Here is a 15,470-nt window from a genome sequence, read left to right as displayed (position 1 = left end):
TGAGCCAGCCGAAGAACGCGGACCCGAACTTGATGCCGCCGAAGCGTTCCTTCTGCGCAGCGACGACGTCATTGCGTCTGCTCCTCGGGGTGCTCGCTCCCGCTGTGTTGTGCTCTGCCATATCAAATCCTTTGCATTTCAGTCATGCAGGTGATGCTTCGTTTCAATCGTTCGCAGTGCCCCTTCGCCGAAGCGTCGGCAGATCCGCCCTTGAAGGCTGGGAGGCCGGGGGTGGAAGGATGATCGTTCGCCAGCATCGAGGCGCTGAAGGAGCATTTTCATAACCCCTTCGCAGAGGCACAGCCTCTACGATCGTGCTCCTAAGCATACTGATAATAAGCCTGCTTGCCTTCTTGGTTTCACAGCCCCTAGTGTGGGGTTGACATTCGTCGGTGGCGCCGGGCGCCTGGGAACCCGGCCTCGACTCGTCTCGAGACGACGGACGGGACCACCGGGGTAGTTCTCCTTGCGCACCCGCGATGGCACTCGATGCCACCCGACGCCGTGGGGAGTTCGCCACAGGAGACCGAAGACTGGAAGGGAGGACGAGGTGCCTCTATCAGCGGAGGAACGCCGTCAATGGCGTGAGCTCGAGCGGCAGCTGACACCCGACGTTCCCACAGTCGCACAGCCGACCAGGGATCGCGGGATCAGGCACCGCACGATGGGTTTGGCCTGTTCGATCCTTGCCCTGGGTTTCGTGCTGGTCGCATTCTCTGTCGTGATCCTCGCGGTCCTCGTGAAGGTCCTGCTCCTTGGTGTTCTGGGATTCGTTCTGATGATCGTCGGCGGAACACGACTTCAACACCCCCGGCGCAAGGGTCAGCTGACCAGGGCCGCAGCCCCGATGTCCAAGGACGTCGCGTGATGAACCCTGACTCCCTGTCCTCCCTGCAGCTCCTATCGGTAGCGGCCAGGGCCGTCCGACGGGAATCAGCGGCCTACCTCAAGACGCTGGGGCTACCCCAGCTCGGCTTCTACATCCTCGAGTACCTCAACGAGCGAAGCCCTATGATGCAGTCCGAACTGGCCCGCCTGGTTCTTGTCCGTTCTCAAACCCTCGGCACCGTCCTGACCACACTCGAGGCCAGGCGGTGGATCACCCGGCAACGCGGCTTCATTCACAATCAGGTATCCGTGAGCATCACCGAGCAAGGCCGTACCCTCCTCACCGCAGCGCAGAAACGCCTGCGAACGCTTCAACTACCGACGGACATCGAAGCCCTGCGCCCTCCCCTGACCGCGATCATCAACCGTGCCGCACAGCAACCGGGGTGATGCCCGCATCGCTTGTTCGCGACGCCACCACGGGCGAGGCCCTCTCACCCCGTCCGCAGCAGTGGTTATAACAGCAAGCAGGACCAGGGATTCACCCACCACCGGTTGATACCTCAGGGTGGGCGGCATTCGCTAACCTCTGGTCAGCGCATTGTCGATGCGTAATCCGCTTCTCACGCGGGAGGGTCGAGTGACGTGCCTGGCGCGTAGGCTCACAGCCTGATGGTTTCCGACAGCATGACCGCAATGAACAGCAGTCACCCAGCACGCACCATGTCAGCCAGGGAGAAGCGATGAAGCCCCACAACCACACCCTCACTCACGTCGGACTGATCACCTCCGCTCTTCTGCTCCTGACGGGATGTTCCACAGGCTCCGGCCCCGACGCTGCGACCACCGCGTCGAGCGACGAGACGTCGACCTCGACTCCGATGACCAGCGATTCCAGCTCGGCCTCCCCATCGGCGACGTCGCGAGCAACTTCCTCAGCCACGCCTACTGCTACTTCGTCGGCTACCGCTTCTGGATCGGCGACAGCCACAGCATCGGCTACAGGCTCGGCATCCGGTGCCGCTGGTGGCGCGGCCACGATCTCACTCGTGGCAGGTGCTGAGCATAAGATCACCAGTTCCACAGACCCGGTCACGGTGGAATGCACAGGCGGAGGAGACATCGATATCGAGACCGACAACGTCGACCTGACGATCACCGGCGACTGCGAGGACATCGAGATCGACGGGGACGACAACACGATCACCGGCGGCAACGCCGACACGCTCGATATCGAAGGCGACGGCAACACTGCCACAACAGGGTCAGTCCCTGAGGTGAGCGTCGACGGAGACACCAACACCATCGAGGTCGAGGAGACCAGCGACATCAACGTCGAAGGCGACGAGAACACCGTGACCTACCAATCAGGCGACCCGGTCATCGAAACCGAAGGCAACAACTCCGTCGCCGCAGCCTGACCCTGGTCACAATCCCTCAGAACTGCCTCGCTGTCCTGTGCCGGCTCGATCCGGGTCACACCGACGAGGTCCGCACGAACAGTTCCTGAGCTGCTGCTCATTCCCTGTCATGTTCCTGCCCGGTGTGCCCGCGCGGAAGATACGAGCGCCCTCTACATCCAGACCTGTGCGGAGAGCTTGCAGGCAAGGCGGCGCATCGACCTGAGCCACTCGAAGTGCCGGTATGACGACGGGTCAGAGACCCCGGAAGAGGTCCCGTAGGGCCGTGTCGCTGCCATGATGCTGGTCCCGGTGGGTGAGCTTCACGGCCCGGTCGATGATTTCCTGGGAGATGACGACGACTTTGCGGTTGGTGTGCTGGCTGTAGGAGCTGATGCGTTCGAACGCTTCGGCGGCGTTGAGACCGGCGCGTCCCATGAGGATGCCCTTGGCCTGCTCGATCACGGCCCGGCTGACCGCAGAGGCGGCGACCGCTTCGTTGACGATCCGGTGCGTGTCGGCGTGGATCGACTGCGTGAGGTCCACGACCAGGCCCCACACCCCGACCGGTTGCTCGTCGTCGAGAATCAGGTCCGCGGAGATGAGGAGCTTGCGGGTGCGCCCATGGAGGTCACGCAGGGATGCATAGATCGAGGACGGTCCGCCCACTGTGGTGACCTTGTTCCAGAACGCCCGGACAGCCTCCCGGTCCGCGGGGTCGACATGGGACATGCCGAGCTCCAGGGTCGGGACGACGTCGCCGCGTTCGTAGCCGTGGATCCGATACAGCTCATCCGACCAGTTGTAGGAGTCGTCGGCGAAGTAGTGCTCCACGGTGCCGGTCGGACAGTCGATGAAGTACTCGACACTGGACACAGCCTTGGACAGGGGAACAGAAGGCTCAACGGTGGAGGACATGACAATACCGTTCGACGAACTCTGATCCGGGCTGGCTTCTTAACCCGGACCTCAAAAGAGCACAGTAACAGTGCACACCAAACCCTCGGGCCGCCGGCCCGTGATGTGCCAGAAGGTGGCCGACCCGCGCCTCGCACAAGTGGGTGGACCGAGGGCTCACTTGTCGGGCTTGTTCCGTCGTATGAGGCGAAGATTGAGTTTGGATTGCAGCTCGGAGCGTCGCTGTGTCAGCCTCCGCAGAGTGCTGTTCGATTCCGGCCCGCCGGAGCTTCTCGACCGTCGTCCATGGCGGGGTGTGACGACAGGGTCTGCTGGTCGGTCGCTCGTGCCGGTGTAGGCGTCGTTGCCGTCAGCGTTCGGGTGAGCAGTCATGACTCAGTATGTGCCCGGTGTTTCCGGTCGAACGGTTCACCTATGGTTGCGATCTCGTACCGTTCAGTGATGCTGTGCCTGTCACGCCACCAGCCGGGGCATCTCCGTCGAGTGTCGTGGGCTGCTGGGTCTGGAATCGGTCGTGAGCGTGTTCCGGCGCGATTCGCCCGGACGGCCGGGAAGGGGATGTGCAGCACGTTCAGCCCGTCCTCGACCGGGACCTGATCGCACACGCCATCAACGAACTGATCACCGCCCGTGATCTGCCCATCGACGGCGCCCACTACAGCACCGATCCCTTCGCAGGAGCGTCTAGACACTGGCGCCCCCCGCCCGCGTTTCCACGCCGGTCACCCGATCTGCAGCAGCGACGGGTGGCGCATCGGCCCGCTGTGCCTGATCGACGACCACCCACGAACCTTCACCGCGACCGACGAACGGGACCTCAGACTCCGCGCCGCCCGGGAGCGTCATGCACTCGGAAGAGCTACCGGACGAGAAGCCAGGGATCCTCAGGCCGTGCGGTGTGTTGCCGGCGCACCCTCCGAGACCTACAGCGCGCTGACTGGTGTCGATTTGAGCGCACGGCTGAGCGGCTACTGTTGATGGGCGAAGGCAGCTGCCCGTTCAGGCGCAGAACGAGGAATTTCCCTGAGAGGACATGGCAGATGACGTTAGGGAGTGTTGATCACGGCACGAGTGAGCCGGCACAGCTTCAGGATCTCGTCCTGGACAGCGCTGACCTCGAACAATTCTTGAACAGGCTCGCCGTGTTCGCGGCAGGTTCGTTTTCTTCCACCATCCGCGATGTGTTCTGCAGCGTGACGTTGCTGCGACCCAAGAGCAGAAGTGTCGTCGCCAGCAGCAGTGAGGAAGCGAAGAGGCTCGATGAGGTGCAGCTCGCATTCGATGATGGTCCTTGCCTGCGTGCTGCTCGTGAAGGACAGATCTACGTGGTTCGGGACTTCACGGCTGAGGATCGCTTCGGTGAGTACGCGGCGGCTATTTCCAGTCACGGAATCCGGTCGGCCTTGGGCGTGCCGATCGCCCTGGAAGGCTATGCCGCTGCGGGCCTGAACCTGTACGCGACGGCCCCGGATGTGTTTGATCCGGACATCATCGGCGTAGCTCAGGCGCTGGGGAAGGAAGCGTCGAAGCTGCTGCGTGTAGCCGTTCATATCGCGCACCTGACCGCCACGAACTATCACCTGACGGAGGCCCTGGACTCCCGGACCACGATCGATGTTGCCGCGGGCATCATCATGGCCCAGAATCGGTGCAGCCACGACGATGCGATGACGGTCCTGAAAGCGGCGTCCAGTGGGCGCAACATGAAACTGCGCGAGGTCGCGGCCACCGTCGTCGAGTCCATCGGGCAGCAGATCCCGGAAACACACTTCCAACCCTGATCCGGCCACCGGGATGAATACCCCTTCGTGCGCCGGCGTCTCGAGGCCCGGAGGGACTCCCCACGTCGCACCGATGGTTTTGCTCCCGACGCGTATCGGGAAAAGGTGCGCCGTCCGATAGCCCTGGGCTGTGTCCGCGTCCTCGACCTCCGGCCACCGATTTCCGGTTCCGGCAATGTCGCGGATGGTGACCGGAACACTCCATGATGCCCCAGCACCGACTCTTCACTCCCAGACGCGTCGGCTCCGATCCTGCCGGGCCTGCTTGACTCCGGCTCGTTGAACCCGGATGGTTGGGGATGCTGCCCCAGACCCTGGCACCGAGCCGTTACCGCCGTGCCTACCAGGGGCCCTCATGTCATACACATCCGATCACTCCACCGCTTGCCCGCCGCGCCGCCGCACTCGTGATTCGTTCAAGTTGTCCCGCCCTGCACCAGTCGAACACCTCAGTGACCGTCAGGCGGTGACCGCCGTGATGGTTGCCAGCAGCAGCGCACTCGAGTACCCGTCCAGCACCCGTTCAGCGTCGCAGTGAAGCGGTGATAGTGGGCGGGCATCACATATCTGAGCCGAGTGCAGCTGAATACACCCTCGGACCACCCGAACCTGCAACAGGGCTGCCGCTCACCTCACACCCCGGTCCCGAACGAAGTCGGCAAGCAACCCTTCACACCAGCGAAGCCGCAGACGCGACTGGGCAGGAACCGGACGAGAATGCCGACTTGCGGCGGAAGCTGGACGCCACGCAGGCCCTCCTGCAACGACAGATCGACAAGACACAACAGCTTCATCAAGCTGTCAACAGTCGGGACATGATCGGGCAGGCCAAGGGCATCCTGATGGAGCGGCACAAGATCAGTGCCGAGCGCGCCTTCGCGATCCTGCAGGACGAGAGTTCTCGCACCAACCGCAAACTTGCGCAGGTCGCCGAACAGTTCATCTACTCGGGAGCGGAGGCAGACCGGACCTGACCCCACCTTCAGGCCAGCATCACGGGTGACACCACGGTCAGCATCACGGTGCCTGTTCCCGGAGTGCAGCCGCAGCCAATGGTGCTCTGCCGACGGACGTCAGGAAGTCCCTGCCTGTGCGCCGGCCACCAGTTGATAACGGGACCAGCCTCTGACCTTGCCCAGCGCCCGGGAGGGGCCGGTCTATGGGCCAGTTTCCGTTCCGTCAGCGGTTGTCCCGCCGGCCTCCCGCAACCCATCCGATGGAACCAGGTCGGTGCTGAAGGGGGCACGGGGCAAAGGGGGTATCTCGTCGATGAGTTCGTTGACGGCCTGCGAGAGGATGTCGGCCTCCTCATCGGAGAGGATGAACGCACCATAGAGATGAGCTTCGATCTCGGTGACGTCCGCATTGCCCGTGATCCCGAAGTACCGCTCCCACACACTCTGCAGGGAAAGCCTGGCGGTGCGAATGGCGTGTGCGGTGAGGCGGCGTTGTGTGTCTGCGGGAATGTCCCTGGTCATCGTGTGCCCGGACCATCAGACCGGTCTTCAACCGACTGCTGAGTACATGAGTTCTCGGAGGGACGCTCAATTCCGGTGAGGGATGGGGTGCGCACGTGGCGGCCTTAGTCATCCCATAGGAATCACTTCCATTGAAGTCACGATCAGTGGTCGACCGCGGTAGGCACCGAGGGAGGTAGTGGCGCCTACCCTCACGGTACGCCACGCATGCTGTCAACGGGGGCTGGAGTTGGTACGGATAGTCGGCGACCCTTGCCGCATAGATCGATGATCAGCGCTACCCAAAACCGACAGCGCGACGATTGCGCAGTCTTGAGCGCAGAGGAAGCAAGTACATGGGCGCCATCACCAGGTCCCTGCACATGCCCGGCCCTGCTGGCGCCCTGCCCATCTCCCCCTTCCGCTATGTCTCAGCGCCGGTGGTCGGGCGGCGCGATCAATCACCGGGCCTCGTTCTGGGTAGGATGAATTGTTCAGCATTGCGAGCGCCGGCCGTTGGTCTGCAGGACGGCCTTCCTCCTTCGGCATCTGAATCGAGCATCTGATGATCAGCAGAATCACCCTGTCAGAGCTCTTTCACGAGGACCTGGGCGTGTTCGCAGATTCGGGGGTCGAGGGGCTCAACAGTAAGCTCCACCGGAAACGGGACTACGAGTACGTGCACGGCGACGGGCCTTCCCCGGGAACCGACAGCCGAGTCGGCGAGGTCACCGAGAAACGTGATGTCCGTGACCTCGTTTCCGAGGGCACAAAGAATCCGGTGGCAGACCGGGCGTGGGCTGACCTGAGGGACGCGGAAGCCTCCACTTGTGGAATGCGAACGACAACCAGTATGCGAGGACCGGATTTCAGCGAACCCGGGAAGGAGCAGCATGCCCGATGAGCAGGAGCTGAGCCGCGAGGTCGAGCAGGACGCCGTGACGGCATTGCTGCAGGACATGGTGCTGGAAAGTGCGGACGTTCAGGAGTTCCTCGACGGGCTCGTGAAAGTAGCGTCGCAGGCCTTCACTGGAGCCTACGGCGAGGTGTTCTGCGGCGTGACGCTGCTGCGGCCGCGGTCGATGGCGACGGTTGCCAGCAGCAGTGTCGAAGCGCAGCGGATGGATGAGATCCAGTACGGGTTCGATGACGGACCCTGCCTGCATGCCGCCCGCGAGGGTTGCACCGTGCACATCCCTGATTTCCTGACCGAGACGCGGTTTCCCGAGTACCGGGAGGCAATCGCATCCCATGGGATCCGCTCCGCCCTGGGCATCCCCATCAGACTCGAATCCGGCGCCAGCGCCGGCCTCGACTTCTACTCCGACCGACCGAACACGTTCGACGACAAGGGCATTGCGGTCGCCGAAGGCTTCGCCCGGGACGCGTCCCGGGCGCTGCGTCTTGCTGTCCGCATCGCTCAGCTCGGTGACGAGGCCCGGGATCGTCAAGCGGCAATGGAGTCCCGCACCGTCATCGATATGGCTGTCGGCGTGATCATGGCGCAGAACCGGTGTGGGCAGGACGAGGCCATAGCGATCCTGCGCCGGGCCTCGAACACCCGGAACATGAAGCTCAAGGATCTGTGCGCGGGGATCCTCACCTCTTTGGGTCAGACCGGACCGGTCCACACCCATTTCCTCTGAGCGGTCTCGTTCTCCTACCTGAGGCGAGAGCGAACACAGCTGTTGACCGTACCTGACGGTCAGGCGTTGATCTCATCCTCGACGAAGCGGGCCAGTTTTCGGAGGAATCGTCCGTCGTGGCCCGAGAAGTCGCGGGGTTTCTGGTCGATGACGCAAAGGGTGCCCACGATCCATCCGCCGGGGCCCCGGAGCGGGTAGCCGGCATAGAAACGGATGAATGGCTCCCCCACGACGAGAGGGTTGGTGCTGAAGCGGTCGTCTTTGAGCGCGTCGGTGACGATCAACGGGCCGGCGCTACGGATCGTCGCGTGGCAGAACGTGATCTCCCGGGGCAGGTTCTGCTCGATCGGTCCGACCACGGATTTGAGGAACATGCGCCGGTCATCCAGGAGGGCGACGATTGATGAACTGACTTGGAAATGGTCTATCGCCTGTCGGGTGTACCGGTCGAACCGGTCCTCGGGGACGGAATCCAGCAGATGCGTCCGATCCAGCGCGGTCAGGCGCTCACTTTCCTGCTCGCCGTCACTGAACAGGAAGGCACCGGCAGCACCAAGCTCCCGGCGTGACGCCTCCGCGGAACCGTCTGCTTCATCCTCGTCCTCCAGGGGTACTCGTAGCCGCACCGCCGTCGACTCGAGCAGCTCGTTCATGGCCTCCGCGAGAAGATTCCGCTCCAGCGGCGGAAGCGCCAGAAGACCGGACAGATACGCCTGGACCTCGAACAGTGAGATCGCGCCACCTAACCCGTAGTACCGCACCCATAGGTCCTCGACGCTCAGATGTGCCTCGGAAAGCGCGAACATCGTCATCTTGACCTGCACTTGCCCGTCCATCCGAACCTCCACGGTGGTCATCAAGAGCCGCTCAGAATCAGGCTGGCAGCGCAGAGGCCTCGATCATCAGCACCCTTAGTAGTTCAGCCTACCGTCGATCCAAGCGACCGATGCCGGGAGGGGAAACATGTGCAGTTAGGCTCGATTGATGGTCCGCGTCTGTGAGAGCTCCTGTGTCCCGTCCTTGCGGCGTCTTGCGTTGAACGGCGCGGCCGGGTTCCTTGCCGCACAGGGTGCCGTCGTCGCCGCGCTTGTTGTGGCTGACGCCCTGAAGAAGAAGGGCCGGTCCCGGCGCACCGGGTTCCCCCGCCCCGGGACGTTCCATTCGGACGTCGGTGAAACAGCTATGACGACCTACACCTATGGCGAGGATCTGTTCCGGGACATGCTGGGTGCCATCAGGAAGGCCGAGAACCGGATCTTCCTCGAGACCTACCTGTGGAAGGACGACGAAATAGGTCACGCATTCCGCGACGCGATCAACGACGCGGCAGCCCGAGGCGTGGCTGTCTATGTGATCTACGACCACTTCGGGAACCTCGTTGTGCCCTCCTCCTTCTACACCTTCCACCCTGATGTCAATGTGTTCCGATTCCCGGCCCTGGGCCCGAATCTGCAGTTCGGCCCCATCGCGGCGACGGGCCTGACGCACCGGAAGATCCTCCTGGTCGACAACGACACCGCCTTCGTCGGTGGATACAACATCGGCTCTCTGTACGCGACGGAATGGCGGGACACGCATGTGCGGCTCGTCGGACCGGCAGCGTTCGAACTCGGGCATGCGTTCGGACAGGTGTGGAACCATCTCGCCGTCAAGCGTCCCGAACTGTCACCCGAGAACCCCGTGCACTGGAACTCGCGCATCGTGGCGATCAACAACATCCCCGCCGACCTGGTCTACCCGATCCGCAGTGTCTACCTGGATGCGATCAGCCGCGCCCAGCACCACATCTACCTGACGACCGCCTACTTCATTCCGGACCAGAGGATCCTCGCGGGCCTCATCGAAGCAGCCCGACGCGGCGTCGACGTCCAGATCATCGTCCCCCAGGACTCCAACCACATCCTCGCGGACTGGCTCTCCAGAGGCTTCTACTCCTCGCTCCTTCGCGAGGGCATCACCGTGCTGCAGTACCGCAACGCGATGATCCACGCCAAGACCGCCACGATCGACGGCCAATGGTCCATCGTCGGCACCGCGAACATCGACCGCCTCAGCCTCCGCTTCAACTACGAGACCAACCTCGAGATCCAGGACGAGGGCTTCGCAGCCAACATGGAGAAGATCTTCGCGATCGACAGGGACAACTCCACGAGGGTGGAGCTCGAGGAGTGGAGCGAACGTCACCCTGCGGCCCGCTTCGCCGAGACGATCCTCGTACCCCTGCGGCCCCTCCTCTGAGTCCTCCACCATCCGGCGCACCTGCTGCACGACGTGGGGCGGCCTCTGCACCCCCGGAGCCCTGGACAGACCGGTGGACGACAGACCGCTTCGCTGGATGACTGGACGCCAGAGGGGAGCACCCCACACAGGAGTGCTCCCCTCACGTCAACGCTCGTCGACCGACGCCGGTATGCTGATCAGTCCTTCTTGAAGACGTCCTTGATCTTTTCGCCTGCCTGCTTGAGGTCGCCCTTGGCCTGATCGCCCTGGCCCTCGGCCTTGAGGCTCTCGTCCCCGGTCGCACGGCCGGCGGCTTCCTTGCCCTGTCCGCCGAGCTTCTCTGCGGTGTTGCCGATCTTGTCGTCCAGACCCATGACTGTTCTCCTTCTGCTTCGAGGTGCATCGGTGATGCGGCCGGGATGTGACCGACTGCCTCCAGCCTAGGAAGGATTCCTGATCGGTCTCTGAGCACCACAGCGGCCGCCGCCCCGTGGTATGTGAGTGGCGAGCACCACACCGGCAGCCCTGCCCGGTTACAGGCAGCCATCGATCCCGCATCGAATCCATCTCGAACCACCCCTCAGGCGGGATGGACCGCAACCGGATCGTTAGCGTTGAAACAGTGACTTCTTCCTCTCCGCAACCTCACGGCCCACCAATCCGCAGTGACAATCCATCGAGCCCGACCCTGGCGGTCCCGCTCACGTCTTCACGTGCTGCTTCCATGCCGATCAGGACTGGTCTCGCCCATGCCGTTCGCGGCGCGCTGATCGGGCTGGTCGAACTGGTACCGGGTGTCTCCGGCGGCACCGTCGCACTGGTGCTAGGAATCTACGACCGGCTCGTCCTCTCGGCCCACCGCCTCATCCGCGGCGTCACCGGGCTCCTCCCCCGAAGGGCCACGGCCAGCACGGCTAGCACGAGCCGTCGTACCCGGGCCGGCGCTCCGTCCTCCTTCGCGGGCGTGGAGTGGCTGTTGATACTGCCCCTTGCCGCAGGTATGTTCACCGCCCTGTTCACCCTCGCGAAACCCCTGCATACCTTTGTGGAGACACAGCCCGTCATCTCCAGCGCCCTGTTCCTGGGCATGGTGACGGCCAGCCTGCTGGTCCCGATCACCATGGCCCGGGACGCCGCACCACCGCGTTCGAACCGATCTGTCGGATCGCGACTGAGGGCACCGGTCGTCGTCCTCGTCGTCGCTGCCGTGGTGTTCGTCCTGCTCGGGCTGCCCTCGCTCGCGATCGGGCAGCCGCCCACCTGGGTGATCGTCCTCAGCGGTGCCGCGGCGGTCTGCGCCCTCACCCTTCCCGGGCTGTCCGGGTCCTTCGTCCTGCTCACCCTCGGCCTGTACGAACCGACGCTCGAGGCCGTCAGTACGAGAGACACCGGCTACCTCTTCTTCTTCATCGCCGGCGCCATCCTCGGACTTGTCTCCGTGGTGCAGCTCCTCGCCTACCTCCTCCGCGCACATCGGCGAGCAGTCCTGCTCATCGCAACGGGACTGATCCTCGGATCACTGCGGGCCCTCTGGCCATGGCAGGACGACAGCACACTCGTCACGCCCCCGGCTGGCGAGTGGACCGGCGCCCTGCCCGCCTTCGTCACGGGGGCGGGCGTCGTCCTGCTGCTCTGGTGGTGGGATCGCCGCAAATCATCCGCTGCACGCGCCCGACACCTGCAGGTGTCGACACAGGACGGCACCCCCGGCCTCTCGCCACGGAGCCATGATGCGTGAGCGCAATCCACGTGCAGGAAAGAACAGCACCATCCGTGCGGACATGTTCATCCTGGGCCGGGATCTGACGCTCTGGCGTACCCGGGTCATGCAGCGATTCGTCGCCATCCTGTTACGGCTCAGTGCACGCATCGGTGCCATGACGACCCTCGCCGTCGTCCTCCTCAGCGGGGTTCTGCTCACCCTGGGGACCGCGACCGGCGCCACCGAACTGTACGAGGCGACCGTGGAAGGAGACGGCGCACAACTCCTCGATACGCCTGCACTCCGAACAGCCATGGCCATACGGTCACCACCCGTCGACGACGCCATCACCGCGTACACGACGATCGGCGGACCCATCGGCATGACCGTTCTCTCCGGCGCGATCATGACCGTGCTGGCCATCCGGCGGGGTTCGTGGACGCCCGTGGCGCTCGTCGTCCTCGCAGCCGCCGGATCCGTTCTCATCACGGTCGTCAGCAAGCAGTTCATCGGCCGCGCCCGACCACCCCTGAGCGACGCCATCCCACCCTACGAATACTCCGACTCCTTCCCCAGCGGGCACGCACTGAACTCGCTGGTGCTGGCCGGTGTGATCACGTACCTGGTGATGCTTCGCCGTCGAACTCGACGAACCGTGAGGTGGACAGCCATCGTCGCCGCCCTCTTCGCGATCACCATGGGCATCAGCCGTGTCTACCTCGGTCACCACTGGCTCACTGACGTCCTCATGGCCTGGCTGCTGGGAACGCTCTGGCTCACCGTCGTGATCACCACACACCGCCTCTATCTGTCGACACGACCTCCAGCCATCAGTCGTCGGGTCGCGGGGAACCGGAAGGACGACTCATGGGTGACGGGCTCTCAGTGCAGGAGCGAAGAACATGGCTGGTCCTCCATGCGGTGATGTCAGGCGTCCCATCACGACCGAGCGTGCAGCTGTTCCACGCTGCACGGATCACCCGCAGCACCACGGGACCGCACCTTCCGCCCCGCCCCTGGCTCGGGCGGCATGAGGAGGCACCCCGAACAGGGCACTGGGCGCCTGGGGGGAAGCGTGCGGAGCCTGGGAACGGTCGTCAGGACGAGGAACGACGTTCGGAAGCAGTGTCCTGGCTTTCCGGGGACCGGTGATGCTAGTGGCCTTGCCCGGCGGTTCGGCGACGAAACGACGTCCAGTAGTGCGCAGCCATCGCCATGCACAGGCATACCGCACTGAGGTGAAGGAAGAAGAAGGGCCCGGCGATTCCGTCGCTGACGATCGCAGTCCACAACCACAACCCTGCCGCAACGAACCACACCAAGGCCGCCAGCAGACGACGCCCGGCCCTCCTACTAGCCGTCCGTCCCTCGTTCTCCTTCTCACTCATGCCTTCAGGCTCCACGACACCGTATGACCTGGCAAAACGGAACCGGGATCCACCCCCGATTGCCACGCCCATGGTGCCTCCACTGCGAGAAGGACTCAGGCTGTCCGGGGCCAGGTAGCGCAGGACGAGGATCAGTCGGGTCGGAATCTCTTACGCATCGTCGCGGTGACAGTCTCGTATCCGAGGGATTCGTAGAGTCCCCGCGCTGCCTGGTTGGACCCGAACACGCTCAGACCGAGATCTCTCGCGCCCTCGGATCGCGCGTGTTCCTCGGCCAGCTCGAGGGCTGCTCGGCCGAATCCTTTGCCTCGGTGCTCTGGGTGGATGAGTATGTCCCATATCCACCACGAATCATCCTTCCCCTCCTGATCCCGGCCCACCCAGATGTAGCCGACCCTCGTGCGGTTCTCGTCGGTGATGTCGAAGACGGCGTGGCCGTCGACGGGCGCCCGGGCCGGAAAGACGCGGTCGAGCGTCTCCTCCGCATGGTGCCTGGCCTTGTCTGCCGGCTCTCCGGCGGCCATGAGATCCGTCTCGTACTCTCGTCGGCTCTGTTCGAGCCATGCGGGGAAACGGTCGGCCGCCAACGGGACCAGGTGGACACGCGCCCTCGAGGTGGTGCGGTCTCCCCGAAGGACGGACATGACGATCGTGTCGAAGCGCTGATCGTCGAAGGTGAAGGTCTGGCGCAGGCGCCCTTCGACCTTGAAGCCGGCACTCTCGTAGACGTGCAGCGCCCTGGGATTGAAGGCGAACACTTCCAGTTCCACACGGTTCAGCGCCGTGGTGGCGAATGCGTGGTCGAGCACCAGGCGGGTCGCTTCGGTCCCGATACCCCTGCCACGGCCTGCGGCACCGATCAGTATCCGGAAGTTGCAGCATGCATCTGCTTCGTTCAGCTCATTGAGGACGACCTCGCCGACGCACGATCCCGTGGTGCGGTCGATGATCGCGAGATCGAGACGGTCGCCGCGGGCCGCAAGGGAGGCGTACCACTGGCGCACTTCGGGTGACAGTTGGGCCGGAGCATTCGAGGCCTCCTCCGTCGTCCGGACCGATCCCGTCAGGTGCCGTACCTCCGGGTCTGCAAGGACGACGGCCATGTCCTCGACGTCGTTCTCGGTGAAGGGACGCAGGACCACGAGGTCGCCCTGAAGGATCGGTTTGCGGGTGAAGAACGATGTGCTCATGGTGCGTGTTTCCTGGGCCGGAGGGCTGACGGAGCGGAGTAGACTCGAAGCAAGGAGAAACAGGTAATAACAATATGGATCAAGCAACAACGTGTAAAGAGTGGGAGCGGTCGCTCCAGGAGGGGAGGTCGACATGCTGATGCCCGCTGAGCGGCGTGAACTACTCGTGGAGAGGCTCCGGAGCCAGGGCAAACTGGTGTCCCGGGATATGGCGGTGGAACTCGGCGTATCGGATGACATCATCCGACGCGACCTCCGGGACATGGCTGCGGCAGGGCTGTGCCAGAGGGTTTACGGCGGAGCGCTGCCCGCCTCGCCGGCAGTGGTCACCTACGAGGAACGTAGGCAGGTCCGACCGGATGCCAAGCACCATGTCGCCAGGATCGCCGTCGAGCTCCTCCCCTCCAGGGCGACCCTTCTGCTCGATGGGGGGACGACGGCGCTCGAAGTGGCCCGCGCCTTGCCCCTGGCCTTCGACGGGACGATCATCACCCACAGCGTCACCGTCGCGGCAGCCCTCCTCGACCACACCGACACGGAGGTCATCATTCTTGGAGGGCGCCTGTTCAAGCACTCGGCCGTAGCCTGCGGCCCGACCACTGCAGCAGCGCTCGAGGGGATCAGCGCCGACTTCTGCTTCCTCGGAGTCACCGGCGTGCATCCCCAGGCCGGACTCACCACGGACGACTACGAGGAAGCAGCGATCAAGCGTCTCTTCGCGCAACACTCCGCGGAGACCTACATTCTGGCCAGCTCCGAGAAGATCGGCGCTGCATCCCGCTTCACCGTCATGCCCCTGCGGGACGTCAGCGGAATCATCACGGACCCGTCCACCGATCCAGCCGATGCCGGCCTACTGCGCGACCTTCAGGAACAGGGAATCAGCATCCTCAGCTAGCGCATCCGTGAAAACACTTGTTTATCAGTGTTTATGCACGTT

At 63.9% G+C, this 15,470-nt stretch carries 18 protein-coding genes; 12 read left to right on the top strand and 6 right to left on the bottom strand.

All coding sequences use genetic code 11. The annotated features are described in order from the left end of the window. Nucleotides 1-550: 550 nt before the first annotated feature. The 4 genes from ACX80N_RS14855 (at nucleotide 551) to ACX80N_RS14840 (ending at nucleotide 2,249) form a co-directional block, all read left to right on the top strand. Nucleotides 551-868, top strand: a complete 318-nt coding sequence (locus tag ACX80N_RS14855; RefSeq protein ID WP_459340005.1) for a DUF3040 domain-containing protein — start codon at nucleotides 551-553, stop codon at nucleotides 866-868. Further along, a complete protein-coding gene (locus ACX80N_RS14850; protein WP_459340014.1) occupies nucleotides 868-1,278 on the top strand; it encodes a MarR family winged helix-turn-helix transcriptional regulator in 411 nt (136 codons plus the stop codon). The genes ACX80N_RS14855 and ACX80N_RS14850 overlap by 1 nt, the downstream gene beginning before the upstream one ends. A gap of 361 nt (nucleotides 1,279-1,639) precedes the next feature. Then, nucleotides 1,640-1,891, top strand: a complete 252-nt coding sequence (locus ACX80N_RS14845; RefSeq protein WP_459340004.1) for a hypothetical protein — start codon at nucleotides 1,640-1,642, stop codon at nucleotides 1,889-1,891. Next, complete coding sequence (locus tag ACX80N_RS14840) at nucleotides 1,878-2,249, top strand: DUF3060 domain-containing protein (protein WP_157940238.1); 372 nt, start codon at nucleotides 1,878-1,880, stop codon at nucleotides 2,247-2,249. The genes ACX80N_RS14845 and ACX80N_RS14840 overlap by 14 nt, the downstream gene beginning before the upstream one ends. A gap of 234 nt (nucleotides 2,250-2,483) precedes the next feature. Here ACX80N_RS14840 and ACX80N_RS14835 read toward each other — a convergent pair whose 3' ends face one another. Then, the gene (locus ACX80N_RS14835; RefSeq protein WP_459340003.1) at nucleotides 2,484-3,146 is read right to left on the bottom strand and encodes an ANTAR domain-containing protein; all 663 of its coding nucleotides are present in this window, start codon (nucleotides 3,144-3,146) and stop codon (nucleotides 2,484-2,486) included. A 1,040-nt stretch (nucleotides 3,147-4,186) separates the two neighbouring features. On the opposite strand from ACX80N_RS14835, the gene ACX80N_RS14830 reads away from it, so the two are divergent. Continuing rightward, a complete protein-coding gene (locus tag ACX80N_RS14830) occupies nucleotides 4,187-4,927 on the top strand; it encodes an ANTAR domain-containing protein (RefSeq protein ID WP_459340002.1) in 741 nt (246 codons plus the stop codon). A gap of 725 nt (nucleotides 4,928-5,652) precedes the next feature. Beyond that, the gene (locus ACX80N_RS14825; protein WP_240615132.1) at nucleotides 5,653-5,901 is read left to right on the top strand and encodes an ANTAR domain-containing protein; all 249 of its coding nucleotides are present in this window, start codon (nucleotides 5,653-5,655) and stop codon (nucleotides 5,899-5,901) included. 183 nt (nucleotides 5,902-6,084) lie between these two features. Here ACX80N_RS14825 and ACX80N_RS14820 read toward each other — a convergent pair whose 3' ends face one another. After that, on the bottom strand, nucleotides 6,085-6,405 hold the full coding sequence (locus tag ACX80N_RS14820; protein ID WP_459340001.1) for a hypothetical protein: 321 nt from the start codon (nucleotides 6,403-6,405) through the stop codon (nucleotides 6,085-6,087). Between the two features lie 544 nt (nucleotides 6,406-6,949). Between ACX80N_RS14820 and ACX80N_RS14815 the strand changes: the two genes are divergently transcribed. After that, on the top strand, nucleotides 6,950-7,288 hold the full coding sequence (locus ACX80N_RS14815) for a hypothetical protein (protein WP_459340000.1): 339 nt from the start codon (nucleotides 6,950-6,952) through the stop codon (nucleotides 7,286-7,288). After that, on the top strand, nucleotides 7,278-8,030 hold the full coding sequence (locus tag ACX80N_RS14810) for an ANTAR domain-containing protein (RefSeq protein WP_459339999.1): 753 nt from the start codon (nucleotides 7,278-7,280) through the stop codon (nucleotides 8,028-8,030). The genes ACX80N_RS14815 and ACX80N_RS14810 overlap by 11 nt, the downstream gene beginning before the upstream one ends. A gap of 59 nt (nucleotides 8,031-8,089) precedes the next feature. Here the strand turns inward: ACX80N_RS14810 and ACX80N_RS14805 are convergent, their stop codons facing one another. Further along, entirely contained in the window at nucleotides 8,090-8,887 is a 798-nt protein-coding gene (locus ACX80N_RS14805; RefSeq protein WP_105032056.1) for a GAF domain-containing protein, read from the bottom strand. A 127-nt stretch (nucleotides 8,888-9,014) separates the two neighbouring features. Between ACX80N_RS14805 and ACX80N_RS14800 the strand changes: the two genes are divergently transcribed. Next, nucleotides 9,015-10,268, top strand: coding sequence for a phospholipase D-like domain-containing protein (locus tag ACX80N_RS14800; protein WP_459339998.1), 1,254 nt, complete (start codon nucleotides 9,015-9,017; stop codon nucleotides 10,266-10,268). Between the two features lie 179 nt (nucleotides 10,269-10,447). Here ACX80N_RS14800 and ACX80N_RS14795 read toward each other — a convergent pair whose 3' ends face one another. Beyond that, entirely contained in the window at nucleotides 10,448-10,624 is a 177-nt protein-coding gene (locus ACX80N_RS14795) for a CsbD family protein (protein ID WP_105032058.1), read from the bottom strand. A 350-nt stretch (nucleotides 10,625-10,974) separates the two neighbouring features. On the opposite strand from ACX80N_RS14795, the gene ACX80N_RS14790 reads away from it, so the two are divergent. After that, nucleotides 10,975-11,988, top strand: a complete 1,014-nt coding sequence (locus ACX80N_RS14790; protein WP_459339997.1) for a DUF368 domain-containing protein — start codon at nucleotides 10,975-10,977, stop codon at nucleotides 11,986-11,988. Continuing rightward, nucleotides 11,981-12,877: a phosphatase PAP2 family protein gene (locus ACX80N_RS14785; protein ID WP_459339996.1), complete on the top strand. Its 897-nt coding sequence runs from the start codon at nucleotides 11,981-11,983 to the stop codon at nucleotides 12,875-12,877. The genes ACX80N_RS14790 and ACX80N_RS14785 overlap by 8 nt, the downstream gene beginning before the upstream one ends. Before the next feature lie 229 nt (nucleotides 12,878-13,106). Here ACX80N_RS14785 and ACX80N_RS14780 read toward each other — a convergent pair whose 3' ends face one another. Further along, the gene (locus tag ACX80N_RS14780) at nucleotides 13,107-13,340 is read right to left on the bottom strand and encodes a hypothetical protein (RefSeq protein ID WP_459339995.1); all 234 of its coding nucleotides are present in this window, start codon (nucleotides 13,338-13,340) and stop codon (nucleotides 13,107-13,109) included. A gap of 131 nt (nucleotides 13,341-13,471) precedes the next feature. Beyond that, the gene (locus ACX80N_RS14775) at nucleotides 13,472-14,530 is read right to left on the bottom strand and encodes a GNAT family N-acetyltransferase (RefSeq protein ID WP_459339994.1); all 1,059 of its coding nucleotides are present in this window, start codon (nucleotides 14,528-14,530) and stop codon (nucleotides 13,472-13,474) included. 133 nt (nucleotides 14,531-14,663) lie between these two features. On the opposite strand from ACX80N_RS14775, the gene ACX80N_RS14770 reads away from it, so the two are divergent. Continuing rightward, complete coding sequence (locus ACX80N_RS14770; RefSeq protein WP_459339993.1) at nucleotides 14,664-15,428, top strand: DeoR/GlpR family DNA-binding transcription regulator; 765 nt, start codon at nucleotides 14,664-14,666, stop codon at nucleotides 15,426-15,428. Nucleotides 15,429-15,470 lie beyond the last annotated feature (42 nt).

Source organism: Arthrobacter sp. MDT2-16, from assembly GCF_054510925.1.
Note: the sequence above shows the minus strand (reverse complement) of the source record. Positions and strands in the feature narration are given on the sequence as shown.

Coding starts and splice junctions, on each gene's coding strand:
- ACX80N_RS14850 (WP_459340014.1), top strand. CDS start 868: ATGAACCCTGACTCCCTGTCCTCCCTGCAGCTCCTATCGGTAGCGGCC.
- ACX80N_RS14845 (WP_459340004.1), top strand. CDS start 1,640: ATGTTCCACAGGCTCCGGCCCCGACGCTGCGACCACCGCGTCGAGCGA.
- ACX80N_RS14835 (WP_459340003.1), bottom strand. CDS start 3,146: ATGTCCTCCACCGTTGAGCCTTCTGTTCCCCTGTCCAAGGCTGTGTCC.
- ACX80N_RS14830 (WP_459340002.1), top strand. CDS start 4,187: ATGACGTTAGGGAGTGTTGATCACGGCACGAGTGAGCCGGCACAGCTT.
- ACX80N_RS14820 (WP_459340001.1), bottom strand. CDS start 6,405: ATGACCAGGGACATTCCCGCAGACACACAACGCCGCCTCACCGCACAC.
- ACX80N_RS14815 (WP_459340000.1), top strand. CDS start 6,950: ATGATCAGCAGAATCACCCTGTCAGAGCTCTTTCACGAGGACCTGGGC.
- ACX80N_RS14810 (WP_459339999.1), top strand. CDS start 7,278: ATGCCCGATGAGCAGGAGCTGAGCCGCGAGGTCGAGCAGGACGCCGTG.
- ACX80N_RS14805 (WP_105032056.1), bottom strand. CDS start 8,887: ATGACCACCGTGGAGGTTCGGATGGACGGGCAAGTGCAGGTCAAGATG.
- ACX80N_RS14800 (WP_459339998.1), top strand. CDS start 9,015: ATGGTCCGCGTCTGTGAGAGCTCCTGTGTCCCGTCCTTGCGGCGTCTT.
- ACX80N_RS14795 (WP_105032058.1), bottom strand. CDS start 10,624: ATGGGTCTGGACGACAAGATCGGCAACACCGCAGAGAAGCTCGGCGGA.
- ACX80N_RS14790 (WP_459339997.1), top strand. CDS start 10,975: ATGCCGATCAGGACTGGTCTCGCCCATGCCGTTCGCGGCGCGCTGATC.
- ACX80N_RS14785 (WP_459339996.1), top strand. CDS start 11,981: ATGCGTGAGCGCAATCCACGTGCAGGAAAGAACAGCACCATCCGTGCG.
- ACX80N_RS14780 (WP_459339995.1), bottom strand. CDS start 13,340: ATGAGTGAGAAGGAGAACGAGGGACGGACGGCTAGTAGGAGGGCCGGG.
- ACX80N_RS14775 (WP_459339994.1), bottom strand. CDS start 14,530: ATGAGCACATCGTTCTTCACCCGCAAACCGATCCTTCAGGGCGACCTC.
- ACX80N_RS14770 (WP_459339993.1), top strand. CDS start 14,664: ATGCTGATGCCCGCTGAGCGGCGTGAACTACTCGTGGAGAGGCTCCGG.